10 protein-coding genes are annotated in these 13761 nt (G+C 63.2%); 3 read left to right on the forward strand and 7 right to left on the reverse strand.

Features of this window, described 5'->3' with window-relative positions; genetic code table 11:
* Nucleotides 1-1167, reverse strand: coding sequence for a YbfB/YjiJ family MFS transporter (locus tag GV002_RS14895; protein ID WP_160019156.1), 1167 nt, complete (start codon nt 1165-1167; stop codon nt 1-3).
* 92 nt (nt 1168-1259) lie between these two features.
* On the opposite strand from GV002_RS14895, the gene GV002_RS14900 reads away from it, so the two are divergent.
* A complete protein-coding gene (locus tag GV002_RS14900; RefSeq protein WP_160019157.1) occupies nt 1260-2129 on the forward strand; it encodes a LysR substrate-binding domain-containing protein in 870 nt (289 codons plus the stop codon).
* Nucleotides 2130-2173: 44 nt separating this feature from the next.
* Nucleotides 2174-3022 carry a 23S rRNA (adenine(2030)-N(6))-methyltransferase RlmJ gene (locus tag GV002_RS14905; protein ID WP_160019158.1) on the forward strand — a complete coding sequence of 283 codons (849 nt, stop codon included), beginning with the start codon at nt 2174-2176 and terminating at the stop codon, nt 3020-3022.
* Between the two features lie 124 nt (nt 3023-3146).
* Here GV002_RS14905 and GV002_RS14910 read toward each other — a convergent pair whose 3' ends face one another.
* The 4 genes from GV002_RS14910 to GV002_RS14925 all read right to left on the reverse strand — a co-directional run bounded on the left by GV002_RS14910 (nt 3147) and on the right by GV002_RS14925 (nt 8094).
* Nucleotides 3147-4400: an HD-GYP domain-containing protein gene (locus tag GV002_RS14910; protein WP_160019159.1), complete on the reverse strand. Its 1254-nt coding sequence runs from the start codon at nt 4398-4400 to the stop codon at nt 3147-3149.
* A gap of 70 nt (nt 4401-4470) precedes the next feature.
* Nucleotides 4471-4668, reverse strand: a complete 198-nt coding sequence (locus GV002_RS14915) for a putative motility protein (protein WP_160019160.1) — start codon at nt 4666-4668, stop codon at nt 4471-4473.
* 16 nt (nt 4669-4684) lie between these two features.
* Nucleotides 4685-5338: a peptide-methionine (S)-S-oxide reductase MsrA gene (msrA, locus tag GV002_RS14920; protein ID WP_160019161.1), complete on the reverse strand. Its 654-nt coding sequence runs from the start codon at nt 5336-5338 to the stop codon at nt 4685-4687.
* Nucleotides 5339-5388: 50 nt separating this feature from the next.
* Nucleotides 5389-8094 (reverse strand): putative bifunctional diguanylate cyclase/phosphodiesterase, encoded by a 2706-nt coding sequence (locus GV002_RS14925; protein WP_160019162.1) that lies wholly within the window; start codon nt 8092-8094, stop codon nt 5389-5391.
* A 166-nt stretch (nt 8095-8260) separates the two neighbouring features.
* Between GV002_RS14925 and GV002_RS14930 the strand changes: the two genes are divergently transcribed.
* Nucleotides 8261-8767, forward strand: coding sequence for a hypothetical protein (locus tag GV002_RS14930; RefSeq protein ID WP_160019163.1), 507 nt, complete (start codon nt 8261-8263; stop codon nt 8765-8767).
* Nucleotides 8768-8856: 89 nt separating this feature from the next.
* Here GV002_RS14930 and aceF read toward each other — a convergent pair whose 3' ends face one another.
* Nucleotides 8857-10833, reverse strand: a complete 1977-nt coding sequence (gene aceF / locus GV002_RS14935; protein ID WP_160019164.1) for a dihydrolipoyllysine-residue acetyltransferase — start codon at nt 10831-10833, stop codon at nt 8857-8859.
* An 11-nt stretch (nt 10834-10844) separates the two neighbouring features.
* On the reverse strand, nt 10845-13490 hold the full coding sequence (aceE, locus tag GV002_RS14940) for a pyruvate dehydrogenase (acetyl-transferring), homodimeric type (protein WP_160019165.1): 2646 nt from the start codon (nt 13488-13490) through the stop codon (nt 10845-10847).
* Nucleotides 13491-13761 lie beyond the last annotated feature (271 nt).

Genomic DNA, 13761 nt, shown 5'->3' on the forward strand with positions numbered 1-13761 from the left:
TCAGCGGTCGGGTTGCGGTTCGGCCACGCGCCAAGCCCAGAACAGGGCCCAGAGCAGTGCAGCCGCACCAATGGAAAAACTGCTTGTGAGGCTATGCCCGGCGGCAGTCCAATGTTCCACCAGCCAGGGACCGAGCAACTGGCTGCCGCCATAGAGACTGATCAGCAGCGCCGCCAGGCGCAAGCCCTGGCCTGGGTTGAGGGCGCGAGCCAGGCGCTGGGTCAGCAGCACGGTGCCGAGAAAGGTGCCGCCCACCAGCAGGGCGCAGGCCATCACGCCGATCGATCCGGGCAGCAGAATTGGCATAACCACGCCGAACAGTTGCAGCAGGTAGTTGGCCAGCAGGGCGCGGCGATCACCCAGCCAGGCGCCTGCGTGGTTCCACAGGGTCGCCGATACCAGACAGGCAAGCGCGGTCCACCACCAGTTGCCGATCAGCAGCGGATGGTCGGCGGGCAACTGCTCCCGAGCCAGTGCCGGCAGGAAGGTCAGTGGCAGTATGTAGCCCAGACCAGCACCGAGGTAAGCCATCAACAGCGGTCGAGTTCGCCTGTCGAAGAGTGGCGCTTGAGTGGTCGCGTGAGGCTTTTCGGGTAGCTGTTGTGCCAGGCGTCGCAGCATGGGGGCGCATAGCAGGGCCAAAGGCAGGGCGCAGAGGGCCATGAGCAACCAGCGCATCGGCCCTTGCCAGGGCGTGATGGCCACCAGCAGGCCGCACAACAGCATGCCGCCGCCCAGGCCCAGGTAAACCAGGCCGCTCAGTACCGTCGCTTGGCGCAAGGCCAGCCACTCCAGTACCAGCGCTGGTGCGAGCACGAAGACAATGCCGTTGCTGATGCCATTGGCCAGGCGCAGTGCCGCGAGTCCGGCGAAGTCATGGACGAAAGCCTGTCCCAGGGTCAGACCGGCGTTGATCAGCAGCGCCGCTGGCAGGCCCAGGCGCAAGCCGCGTGGATTGGCCATGGGCAGTGCGAGCAGGGCGCCGAGCAGATAGCCGAGATAGTTCCAGGTCGCCAACTGGGCGCCTTCGGCGAGGTCGAACAAACCGTCATCGAGCAGCAGAGGTAACAGTGGGGTATAGGCAAAGCGGCCGAGAGCATGCACGACAACCAGCGCCAGAGCGGCGGCGAGCAAGGCGTTGAAGTGGGTGCGGTCGAATCTGGGCATTTGGCCTCCGGTCGTGCCGCGCACCATAGTCGTTGTCGCTAACTGATCGTTAGTGAAAAATACTGCGGTCAATTTTCACTTTTGGTGAAGTCATGGGTGCCTGGCAGCGACTCAATCCTCAGTTGTTCCGCTACTTCCTCGCTGTGGCGCGTGAAGGTTCGTTGAGCGCCGCAGGCTTGCGCCTGAGTTGCGTACCGTCGAACGTCTCGGCGCGCCTGCGGCAACTGGAGCAACAGCTCGATACGCGACTGTTCCTGCGTCGGGGCCAGCGCTTGCGGCTGACGCCAGCGGGTGAACGCCTGTTGCCACACGCCGAAAACCTGGAGCAGCTCTGCCAGATGGCCTGGCGCAGCGTGCAAGAAGATATCTGGAGCGGCGATCTACGCCTTGGGTCGATGGAAACTACTGCGGCAGTGCGCCTGCCGGAGCTGCTGGCGGCTTTCCATCAGCGGGCTCCGCGGGTGAACCTGCAACTCAGCACCGGGCCGAGCCGGCGACTGGTCGAGGGTGTGTTATCCGGGGAGCTGGACGGCGGATTGATCGGTGGGCCGTTCGAGCATCCTCAGCTCGACTGCCTGCCTATCTGGCAGGAGGAACTGATGCTGGTGCTGCCGCCCGAGCAGGATGGCACCCAGTTGGAGAGTCGGCCGCAGACCCTGCTGGGTTTCCCCGATGGGTGCCATTACCGCGAGCGCCTGGAACGTTGGGCGGTCAGTCGTGGTTTGCAGGTGGCGGCGCGGCAGAGCTATGGCTCCATCGACGCCATCTTTGCCGGCATTGCTGCCGGCATGGGTATCGGCCTGTTGCCACGCAGTCTGCTCGATAGTCACCCGCGTGTGCACCTGGTGCAGTATCAGGCCATCGCCCCTGAGCTTGGCGCGACGACTACATTGTTGGTGCGCCGTCGCGACGCCGGTGAGCACCCGCCGCTGGCCTTGTTGCTGGAGCTGATGCGCGCGTAAAGCCCTTTCAACGGGTAAACTTGGCGACCGCTTCGGAGACCTCCATGAACTACCGCCACGCCTTCCATGCCGGCAACCACGCCGATGTGTTCAAGCACCTGGTGCTGACCCGTCTGATCGCCCTGTTGTCGCGCAAGGAAGCACCCTTCGCCTACCTCGACAGCCACGCCGGCATCGGCCTCTACGACCTACGGGGCGACCAGGCCACTCGCACCGGCGAATACCAGGAGGGCATCGCTCGTCTTTGGCAGGCCACGCAACTGCCGGACGCAGTGGAAGCCTATCTGGAGGTGGTGCGGGCGATGAACCCGAATGGCGAACTGCGCTATTACCCCGGCTCGCCCGAGCTGGCGCGGCTGCTCAGTCGCGAGCAGGACTCTCTGCTGCTCAACGAAAAGCACCCCGAGGATGGCCGCCTGCTCAAGGACAACATGCGCGGCGATCGCCGCGTCGCTGTGCACCTGGGCGAAGGCTGGCACGTGCCGCGAGCGCTGATGCCGACGCGCGAGAAGCGCGTGCTGCTGCTGATCGATCCGCCGTTCGAGAAGACCGATGAATTGCAGCGCTGCGTCGAGGCTTTGAACGAAGCGCACGGGCGTATGCGCCAGGCCATCGTGGCGATCTGGTACCCGATCAAGGATGAGCGCCAGTTGGCGCGCTTCTATCGTGACCTGAGCAAGAGCGCCGCGCCCAAGCTGCTGCGCGCAGAGCTTTACGTGCACGCGCCGGACGATGCCACGCGCCTCAGTGGCTCGGGCCTGGTGATCAGTAACCCACCATGGGGCCTGGAAGATGAGCTCAAGCAGCTCCTGCCCTGGTTGGCCGATGTGCTTGGCCAGAGCCAGGGCGGTTGGCGCCTGAATTGGCTGATCGAGGAAAAGTCGGCCGGTTGAGCGAGTGCGAGGGGCGGTGCGCACGGTGCACCCTACGAGGGACGCGGCCGACTTAGCGCGTAGCCCGAATGAAGTCCGGGGCCGTGGCCCTCGATCCCCGGATTGCATCCGGGCTACAAGGGGCTCAAGCGGGCTTGTGGTTGGGCTCGATGTGATAGCTCAGGTTGCGCCGCGGGCTGAGGTATTCCAGTACCTCCAGCGGTAGCTGCGAGGGGCGCAGGCTGCGGGCGATGGCGAGCTTCGGCTCCTGGACGAGATCGACGATCAAGGCTTCCTGCTTGGGCGTGTCGGCGTCGTAGAGAATCAGCGTCGGTTTCAACGCCTGAGTCGGGTTCATGCCCAGCACCAGCGCATAGCGCTCATCTTCCAGCTGCACCAGGCTACCCGGCGGGTAGATACCCATCACACGAACGAAGGCTTTCAATGCCACCTCGTCGAAGCGCTCGCGCTGCTGCTTGAACATCAGCGCCAGGGCTTCGTGTGGGCTCAGGGCCTGGCGCGGATCGAGCGGGTTGCACAGCCCGTCGAAATGGTTGGTGATGGCCACCAGACGACTCAGGCGGCCGATAGCGGCCTCGCCCAGCCCGCGTGGATAGCCACTGCCGTCACAGTGCTCGTGATGTTCGTGGATGATGCGCAGCACCTCGTCATCGAGCATCAGTTTCTGCCCCATGCGCAGGCCGAAGTCGGTGTGCATCTGCAGCAGTTGCTGCTCCGGGCGGCTCAGGGGTTCGGGCTTGAGTAGCACCTTGCTCGGTACTTCCAGCTTGCCGATGTCATGCAACAGGGCGCCGAGGCCGAGGCTATGACAGGCCTCGCTGTCGAGGCCGAGCTGGCGCCCGAGCAGCAGGGACAACACGGTAACGTTGAGGGCATGGAAGTAACTGTCCTCGGCCGCCTTGCCAGTGATGCCATGCAGCACCACACCTGGGGCGCCGAGCAGCGTCTCGACCATCTCGCCGACGATCGCTCCTGCCTGGCGCATGGCGTCTTCCGGGCGGCTGCGCAGGGTCTGGTTGAGCGTCTTGATGCGTTGGCTGGCCTCGATGAAGCGGCGATCCACCTCGGCCAGGCGGCTGCGCAAGTGACGCAGTTTCTCCACGCGTTCCTGACGTGCCTGACTTTCCGGATCGACCGGCGGTTCTTCGACAGGAGGGGGGGTGACGCTGTCGACGAGAGGCGCGGGCAGGCAGTCGCTGCGCGCAGGGTCATAGCGCAGCTGCTTCAGGTTGAGTGCACGCAAGGCGCGAAGCTGTGCTTCGTCCTTGATCTTGAAATTGCTGAAGGCGAAATCATGCTCCCACCAGCTCAGGTCCAGATGAACGTAGAGGCCGACGCAAAGCTGATCGGGGGTGATGGTGGGGAGAGTGGCGGGCATGCCGGGCTCGTCGATCGATGGCTAATTGCCTGCAGTTTAGTTCGACTGATGGCCTGAAGGCATTAGTTGTTCAGGCCATCACATCGATGCTGTTGCCCAGGTTGGGCGGATTGCTGGGGACGCTGACCGGTGCAACTGACTGCACCAGTCCGTTGATGTTGGCGGCCTGCAGTTCCAGCGTCTTGCGCAGCAGCACAAGCGACATCTGCGCGGAGCTCTGCGCCGATGCCAGACTCGCTACCTGGCTGGAAATGCTGCTCAGCTCCACGACCCGTTACCCATGCTCAATATTCCGGGGGGAGACATACGCCTGTTCCGCCCAGGCCGCAATAGCCGCCCGGATTCTTCGCCAGGTATTGCTGGTGATAGGTCTCGGCGTAGTAGAAGGTCGGTGCCTCGGCGATTTCAGTGGTGATGCTGCCCACTCCAGCCTTGTCCAGCTCAGCCTGGAAGCGCGCCTGGCTGGCTTTGGCGGCGCTCAGTTGAGCGTCGTCCTGGCAGTAGATCGCCGAGCGGTACTGGGTGCCCTGATCGTTGCCCTGGCGCATGCCCTGCGTCGGGTTATGCACTTCCCAGAACACTTTGAGCAGCGCTTCGAAGCTGGTCTGCTGCGGATCGAACACCACCAGCACCACTTCGGTGTGCCCGGTCAGGCCAGAGCAGACTTCCTCGTAGGTGGGGTTGGGCGTGCGGCCACCGGCATAGCCGACCGCTGTGCTGAACACGCCAGGCTGTTGCCAGAAGCGTCTTTCGGCGCCCCAGAAGCAGCCGAGACCGAATACCGCCTGTTGCAGGCCGGCGGGGAAGGGCGCTTTGATCGGGTTGCCGTTGACATAGTGAGTATCCGCCACTGGCATAGCCTCTGGGCGGCCGGGCAAGGCCTGCTCGGCAGTTGGCAGGACATCCTTGTTAACGAGAATCTGGGAACGCAGAACCATGACGGTCTCCTGGAAGTTGGTGGGTAGTGGACTACGCGCAGTACGGCGTATTACGTCCGTTGGTCAGCCTGTGGCCGGCAGGGGTAGCGGCGCAGGCTTTCGATCAGTTCGCGGCCGGGAATCGGCTTGTCGAACAGGTAGCCTTGGCCTACGTCGCATTGCTGGCGGCGCAGGAAACCGAGCTGGGCGCCAGTCTCGATACCTTCTGCGACCACCTTGAGCTTGAGGTTGTGGGCCATGGCAATCACCGCTGAGGTGATCTCCATGTCGTCCTGGTTGTCGGGAATATCCTTGATGAAGCTGCGATCGATCTTGATCACGTCGATGGGGAATTTCTTCAGGTAGCTGAGCGAGGAATAGCCGGTGCCGAAGTCGTCCATGGCCAGGGTCAGGCCCAGGCTCTTGAGGCGGCCGAGCTGGTGGCGGGTGTCCTCGGTGGCTTCCAGTAGCAGGCTCTCGGTCAGTTCCAGTTCCAGCAGGCGCGGGTCGAGCTGTTCTTCATGCAGGATGGCGGCGATGGAGCCGACCAGATCCGGATCGGAGAACTGCTTGGGCGACAGATTGATCGCCACCTGCAGTTCGCCCATGCCGATGGCGGCGATCTGCTTGCTCATGCGGCAGGCCTGGCGTACTACCCATTTGCCAATGGGAATGATCAGGCCGGTTTCCTCGGCGACGCTGATGAACTGGTCAGGGCGGATCATGCCCTTCTCCGGATGGTGCCAGCGCAGCAGCGCCTCCAAACCCAGCAACTGGCCGTTTTTCAGGCACAGCTTGGGCTGGTAGAAGACCTCCAATTCACTCTGGGTCAAGGCCCTGCGCAGGTTGTTCTCGACGAACAGCTTGTAGTTGGCCTCGGCGTTGAGCTCTTCGGTGAACAGCTGCACCTGATGCTTGCCGTTGGCCTTGGCCTTGTGCAGGGCGAGGCCAGCGTGCTTCATCAGCGTCTGCGGGTCGTCGCCATGCTCCGGGGCCAGGGCCAGGCCAAGCGAGCCGGTGATGCTGATCAGTTGGTTATCGACGAACAGCGGCTTGTCCAGGGTCTGCAGCACCTGATGAGCGACGCGCAGGCCGCTGTCCTGGTCGCAACCGTCGAGCAGGATGGCGAATTCGTTGCTGGCGAAGCGTGCCAGTGTGCCCTTGGCGCCGAGGCTGTTGCGCAGGCGTCGGGCCAGGGCCGAGAGCAGCTTGTCGCCGGTCTGGTGGCCGAGGCTGTCGTTGATCCGCTTGAAGTTGTCGATGTCCACCAGCAGCAGGACGAGTGGCTGCTGCGTATGCTGAGCGAAGCGTTGTTCGAGGCTGCGGATGAACGAGGGGCGATTGCCCAGGTTGGTCAGGTTGTCGGTATAGGCCAGGCGTTCGATGCGCTGCTGCGCGAGCTTGGCTTCGGTGACGTCTTCGTAGATGCCGATGTAGTGGGTCAGCTCGCCGTCGTCGCCATACACCTTGGATATCGACAGATGCCCCCAGTAGGGCTCCAGATTCTTGCGTCGGCTGCGGAACTCGCCTTGCCAGCTGCTGTGCTCGGCAAGACTGGAGCTGGCATCGAACAGCAGGTCGCTGAGGTTGGTCAGGGCGGGCAGTTCGGAGAGACGATGGCCGCAGACCTCGTCGCTGCTGTACAGGGTGATGGCGGTGAAGCTGGGGTTGACGTACTCCACCCGGCCGTCGCGGTCGACCAGCAGAAAGGCGCTGGCGCTCTGTTCGACGGCGCGCTGGAACAGATGCAGGGCGCTGGTGGCGCTGCGTTTCTGCTGGTTGATCAGCACCTGGGCGAACTGATCGGCAAGCTCACCGGCGAAGGCGATCTCGTCGGCCTGCCAGGTTCGTGTGCCGCCGATATGCTCCAGGCAGAGTACACCGACCACTTCGCCTTCGATGCGTATGCTGGCGTCGAGCATCGAGCAGATGCCCAGCGGCTGCAGGTAGCTTGCAGTCAGTTCGCAGGTGCGAGGATCGCACTGCGCGTCGTGCGCGTCGATCGCTCGGCCGCTGTGCAGTGCTTGCAGATACTGCGGGAAATTCCGCGCGTTTATCGACGGTAGTTGTTCGTGGCGGTCCAGGTCGCGGCGATAAAGCGACACGGAGTCCAGATGATGGCTGCCCAGCTTCCAGATACCGGCGCGAGCGACACCGTAGACCTCGCAGGCGGCCTGGGTGATCAGTTCGGCCGCTTCCTGCTGTGGGTCGCTGGAGGTGTAGCGCTGGCGCGCCAGGCGCACGATCAGTTGCTGCTGGGTGCGTGAACGGGCGAGGTGTTGCAGGTGGTCATTCTGGGTACGCTGATATTGCTGCAGCGAGCTGCGCAGTTGCTGATTCTGCGTGTGCAGCTCCTGTTCGGCAGGGGCGAACTGATCAAGGCTTTCGTCCGCTACCAGCAGATAGCCGCGCAGCAACTGGCGGTTGCGCTGTTTGAAGGGTTCGCCCATCTCCAGCAGGGTCAGAGCACCTTGCGGTGTATGCAGGGTGTAGCGCACCAGGTAATGCGGGCCTTGCAGCAATTGCTGCTGGATGGCGTCGTGCAGGCGATAGCGCGCCTCGGGCTCCATCAAACTGGCGTAGGGGGCATCCACCAGCGCGCAGAGATCGCTGGCGCTGATACCCAACTGGCGTTCGCAGGCCGGGTCGAGAAACAGCAGTGCCCAGCTTGGCTCGTTCAAGCGCTCGAAACGCAACATGCCAAGCCGCGAGGGCACTGGCAACTGCGTCACAACCTCGGCTGCCGAGCGTGCGCTGGCATCGGGATGGCTTTTCATTGGGCGGCGGGCTTCCAGTATGCTGACCAGGCGAGGCATCCGTTCTCAGTACAGGGCCACTGCTGCCAGAGGGCGCATCGGCACGGACGGAGGCTAGGGCTCAGGCCTACTTCACTATAGCGTTCGGCAAGGGTGCATCATGCAAGCGAGACTGACAAGAAAACTCATGGCCATGGTGCTTGGCGGAGCACTTTTTACGGCCATACCCGCGGTTGCCGACGCCGATGACGCGGCGACGCTGCAGGGCACCGAGCAGGCAGCTTATCTGGACGGGCTCAAACGTCTTTATCTGACCGACAACGAGCGCAATGCGTTGCTCGCGCACAGCAACGCGTTGCTGGAAACCTACGCCCTACGCGCTGGTTATCAGGTTGGCCAGGCGCAGCGGCAGGACCTGCTGTATCGCTTCAATATCGGCAATGCCGGTGAGCTTATCCTGCGTGAGGAGAGTCGTGGTGCGCAGGGTACCGCCATCTCGGTGCGCAATCAGCGTGTGCCGGTATTCGGTATCGATCCGTTCATCCGCTATGAGTGTCCGACCGGCGGTATCCGCTGCGTGCTGTTCAATCCGGCTGATGGCAGTCCGCTGCTGAGCATCGTGCGTGATCACCAGGGCGCAGGTGAGTTGGCCAAGGCGCTGAGCTTTCTGATTCGCAACGTGCAGAAGGGCTGAGAGGCATCACGCCGCGCTGAAGCAATGCAAAAAAAACCCCGCCTGAATGGGCGGGGTTGAGGATGCGAGCGTGGCGTGCTCGAAACGATTTACAGCAGGATGGTGCGGATATCGGCCAGCAGCTGCGACAGGCGCTGAGTGAAGCGTGCAGCAGCAGCGCCGTTGATCACCCGGTGGTCGTAGGACAGCGACAGCGGCAGCATCAGCTTGGGCTGGAAGGCCTTGCCATCCCACACCGGCTGCATGGTGGCCTTGCTGACACCGAGGATCGCCACTTCCGGCGCGTTGACGATCGGCGTGAAGCCGGTGCCGCCAATGTGACCGAGGCTGGAGATGGTGAAGCAGGCACCCTGCATGTCATCAGCCGAAAGCTTCTTGGTGCGCGCCTTTTCCGCCAGTGCGGCGGCCTCAGCCGCGAGCTGCAGCAGGCTCTTTTGATCGACGTTCTTGATCACCGGTACCAGCAGGCCGTCCGGCGTATCGACGGCGAAGCCGATGTGCACGTACTTCTTGCGGATGATCGCCTTGCCACTCGGGGCCAGCGAACTGTTGAAGTCCGGCAGTTCCTTGAGCAGGTGGGCGCAGGCCTTGAGCAGCAGCGGCAGCACGGTCAGCTTGACGCCAGCCTTCTCGGCCACGGCCTTCTGCGCGACGCGGAAGGCTTCCAGGTCGGTGATGTCGGCCGAGTCGAACTGAGTCACGTGCGGCACGTTGAGCCAGCTGCGATGCAGGTTGGCGGCGCCGACCTGCATCAGGCGGGTCATCGCCACTTCTTCGATTTCACCGAACTTGCTGAAGTCCACGGTCGGGATCGGCGGAATGCCGGCGCCGCCGGTGGCAGCAGCGGCAGTCGCCTGCGGTGCAGCCTTGGCCTTGTGCATCATCGCCTTGACGTAAACCTGCACGTCTTCCTTGAGGATGCGGCCTTTCGGACCGGTGCCGGCGATATCCGCCAGTTCCACGCCGAAATCACGAGCCAGCTGACGCACGGCGGGGCCGGCATGCACCTTGGCACCATCGCGCTTGGGCGCGTTGGCGACTTCGGCAGCAGCAGCCGACAGCGAGGCGATAGCGCGTACTTCTGCGGCCACTTCCGGGGCGGCGCCTTCCGGTACGCGGTGCACTTGCTGACTGGCTTGCGCCGGCGCAGTGGCCGGAGCGGCACCCGCTACCTTGAGCTTGAGGATCAGGTCGCCGGTGCCGACTTCGGCGTCCAGCTTGACCAGTACTTCTTCCACCACGCCGGCAGCCGGCGAGGGGATTTCCATGGAGGCCTTGTCGGACTCCAGGGTGATCAGCGACTGGTCGGCTTCGATGCTGTCACCAGCCTTGACCATGACCTCAATGACCTTGACCTTGCCGTCGGTGCCAATGTCCGGCACGTGCACGTCCTGCACCGAAGCAGCAGCCGGGGCGGCGGCAGCGGGAGCAGGTGCGGCGGCAGACGCAGCAGCGGGCGCTGCGGCTTGAGCGGGTGCAGCACTGGCGGTTGCGCCGCCAGCAGTACGCAGCTTGAGGATCAGGTCGCCAGTGCCAACTTCGGCGTCCAGTTTGACCAGCACTTCTTCCACCACGCCGGCAGCCGGCGAGGGGATTTCCATGGAGGCCTTGTCGGACTCCAGGGTGATCAGTGACTGGTCGGCTTCGATGCTGTCACCGACCTTGACCATGACTTCGATGACCTTGACCTTGCCGTCGGTGCCGATATCCGGCACGTGCACATCCTGCACGCTGCTGCTGGTCGCGGCAGCGGCAGGAGCGGCCGCCGGAGCGGCTGCTTTCGGCGCTTCGGCAGGCGCGGCTTCGGCTTTCGGTGCAGGCGCCGCTTCGGCGGCACCTTCGACTTCCAGCACCAGCAGCTCATCGCCTTCCTTCAGGCGGTCGCCGATCTTGACCTTGATTTCCTTGATCACGCCGGCTTTGGGCGAAGGCACTTCCATGGAGGCCTTGTCGGACTCCAGGGTCAGTACGCTCTGGTCGGCTTCGATACGGTCGCCGACCTTCACCAGCAGTTCAATTACCTCGCCTTCACCGCCGAGGTCGGGTACGCGAATCAATTCACTCATCGCTACGCTCCTTAGCAGTCCAGGGGGTTGGCTTTGTCGGCGTTGATACCGAACTTGGCGATGGCGTCAGCCAGCACCTTGGCTTCGATTTCGCCACGGTCGACCAGGGCTTCCAGGGCGGCCAGCACGACCCAGTTGCGATCCACTTCGAAGAAGTGACGCAGCTGCTTGCGGCTGTCGCTGCGGCCGAAGCCGTCGGTGCCCAGGACCTTGTATTCCTTGCTCGGAACCCACTGACGAACCTGCTCGGCGAACAGCTTCATGTAGTCGGTCGAGGCGATGACCGGACCCTTGCGACCGCTCAGGCACTGCTCGATGTAAGTCTGCTTGGGCTTCTGCCCCGGGTGCAGGCGGTTGCTGCGCTCCACGGCCAGACCGTCGCGGCGCAGTTCGTTGAAGCTGGTGACGCTCCACACATCGGCGCCGATGTTGAACTCGTCACGCAGGATCTTCGCGGCTTCGACGACTTCACGCAGGATGGTGCCGGAACCCAGCAGTTGCACGTGGTGCGCGGCTTCCTTCTTGTCTTCCTCGAGCAGGTACATGCCCTTGATGATGCCGTCTTCCACGCCTTGCGGCATGGCCGGCTGCTGGTACGACTCGTTCATCACGGTGATGTAGTAGAAGATGTCCTGCTGCTCTTCGGTCATCTGGCGAATGCCTTCGCGGATGATCACGGCGAGCTCGTAGCCATAGGTCGGGTCGTAGGTGCGGCAGTTGGGGATGGTCGCTGCCAGCATGTGGCTGTGACCGTCTTCGTGCTGCAGGCCTTCACCGTTGAGGGTGGTACGGCCGGCGGTACCGCCGATCAGGAAACCACGGGTGCGGCTGTCGCCAGCGGCCCAGGCCAGGTCGCCGATGCGCTGGAAGCCGAACATCGAGTAGAAGATGTAGAACGGCAGCATCGGCTGGTTGTGGCAGGAGTAAGACGTACCGGCGGCGATGAAGGAACTCATGGCGCCAGCTTCGTTGATGCCTTCCTCGAGGATCTGACCTTTCTTGTCCTCTTTGTAGAACATCACCTGGTCTTTATCGACCGGCTCGTACAGCTGGCCGACCGAGGAGTAGATGCCGAGCTGGCGGAACATGCCTTCCATACCGAAGGTACGGGCTTCGTCCGGGATGATCGGGACGATGCGCTGGCCGAGTTCCTTGTCCTTGACCAACTGCGCGAGGATGCGCACGAAAGCCATGGTGGTGGAGATTTCGCGGTCGCCCGAGCCGTCGAGGATGGCCTTGAGGGTATCCAGCGGTGGTGTCGGGATGCTGAAGCTCTGCTGGCGACGCTGCGGTACGAAGCCACCCAACGCGTTGCGGCGCTCGTGCAGGTACTTGTACTCGGGGCTGCCTGGCTCCGGCTTGACGAAGGGCAGGTTTTCCAGCTCTTCATCCTTGACCGGGATGTCGAAGCGGTCGCGGAACTGACGCAGGCTGTCGACATCGACCTTCTTGGTGTTGTGCGCGGTGTTCTTCGCTTCACCGGCGCCGGTACCGTAGCCCTTGATGGTCTTGGCCAGGATCACGGTCGGCTGGCCGCTGTGGTTCACGGCCTGGTGATAGGCCGCGTAGACCTTGTACGGGTCGTGGCCGCCACGGTTGAGCTTCCAGATCTCGTCGTCGGAGAGGTCCTTGACCATCTCCTTGAGCTCCGGGCTATTGAAGAAGTTTTCACGAACGTAGGCGCCGTCTTTGGCCTTGTAGTTCTGGTATTCACCGTCGACCACTTCGTCCATGCGACGCTGCAGGGCACCGTCCTTGTCCTTGGCGAACAGTGGGTCCCAGAAGCGACCCCAGACCACCTTGTTGACGTTCCACTGAGCACCGCGGAACACGCCTTCGAGTTCCTGGATGATCTTGCCGTTACCGCGCACCGGGCCGTCGAGGCGCTGCAGGTTGCAGTTGATGACGAAGATCAGGTTGTCCAGCTTCTCGCGGCCAGCCAGAGAGATGGCGCCGAGGGATTCCGGCTCGTCGCACTCGCCGTCACCCATGAAGCACCAGACCTTCTGCTTGCCGGCCGGGATGAAGCCGCGCGCTTCCAGGTACTTCATGAAGCGGGCCTGGTAGATCGCCTGGATCGGGCCGAGGCCCATGGACACGGTGGGGAACTGCCAGAAGTCCGGCATCAGCCAGGGGTGCGGGTAGGACGACAGACCTTTGCCATCCACTTCGCGGCGGAAGTTCTTCATCTGGTCTTCGCTGATGCGGCCTTCCATGAAGGCGCGGGCGTAGACGCCAGGGCTGGCGTGGCCCTGATAGAACACCAGGTCGCCACCGTGTTCGTCGGTCGGGGCCTGGAAGAAGTAGTTGAAACCGATGTCATACAGCGTCGCGGAGGAGGCGAAGCTGGAAATGTGGCCGCCCAGATCCGGGTCGTCCAGGTTGGTGCGCATCACCATGGCCAGGGCGTTCCAGCGCACCAGCGAGCGGATGCGGCGCTCCATGAACAGGTCGCCGGGCATGCGAGCTTCATGGGTTACCGGGATGCTGTTGCGGTAAGGCGTGGTGATCGCGTAGGGCAGTTGCGCACCGCTACGGGTGGCCAGCTCGCCCAGACGGGTCATCAGGTAATGGGCACGGTCTTCACCCTCACGGTCGAGGACGGATTCAAGGGCGTCCAGCCATTCCTGGGTTTCGATCGGATCGAGGTCTTGCATGGCTTGCTCCAGGGCGGAAAGGCTTCCAGAATCGGAGGCCAGTTGGGTCTCACCGGCTTTTTGGGCGGGCGAGTTGAAATTCTTGGATTTACCGGGGGTAGGACCGGCCGCTTGTAGTTTTACTACATTTCGACGACGGATTCAGCCCTCTGGATACAATTCTTTCGTAGTAAAACTACAATCCGCGGCACCGCCGGCCGCGCGTGCCCCGCTGGTGCGGGGCTGCGGGCGATTGCACCGTGCGTCCGGCAGTCCGCCAAAAGGATAGACC

This window comes from Pseudomonas sp. 8O, from assembly GCF_902506495.1.
GTDB classification, from domain to species: Bacteria; Pseudomonadota; Gammaproteobacteria; order Pseudomonadales; family Pseudomonadaceae; genus Aquipseudomonas; species Aquipseudomonas chaetocerotis.

Coding starts and splice junctions, on each gene's coding strand:
- aceF (WP_160019164.1), bottom strand. CDS start 10,833: ATGAGTGAATTGATTCGCGTACCCGACCTCGGCGGTGAAGGCGAGGTA.
- GV002_RS14930 (WP_160019163.1), top strand. CDS start 8,261: ATGGCCATGGTGCTTGGCGGAGCACTTTTTACGGCCATACCCGCGGTT.
- msrA (WP_160019161.1), bottom strand. CDS start 5,338: ATGGTTCTGCGTTCCCAGATTCTCGTTAACAAGGATGTCCTGCCAACT.
- GV002_RS14900 (WP_160019157.1), top strand. CDS start 1,260: ATGGGTGCCTGGCAGCGACTCAATCCTCAGTTGTTCCGCTACTTCCTC.
- GV002_RS14905 (WP_160019158.1), top strand. CDS start 2,174: ATGAACTACCGCCACGCCTTCCATGCCGGCAACCACGCCGATGTGTTC.
- GV002_RS14910 (WP_160019159.1), bottom strand. CDS start 4,400: ATGCCCGCCACTCTCCCCACCATCACCCCCGATCAGCTTTGCGTCGGC.
- GV002_RS14895 (WP_160019156.1), bottom strand. CDS start 1,167: ATGCCCAGATTCGACCGCACCCACTTCAACGCCTTGCTCGCCGCCGCT.
- GV002_RS14925 (WP_160019162.1), bottom strand. CDS start 8,094: ATGAAAAGCCATCCCGATGCCAGCGCACGCTCGGCAGCCGAGGTTGTG.
- aceE (WP_160019165.1), bottom strand. CDS start 13,490: ATGCAAGACCTCGATCCGATCGAAACCCAGGAATGGCTGGACGCCCTT.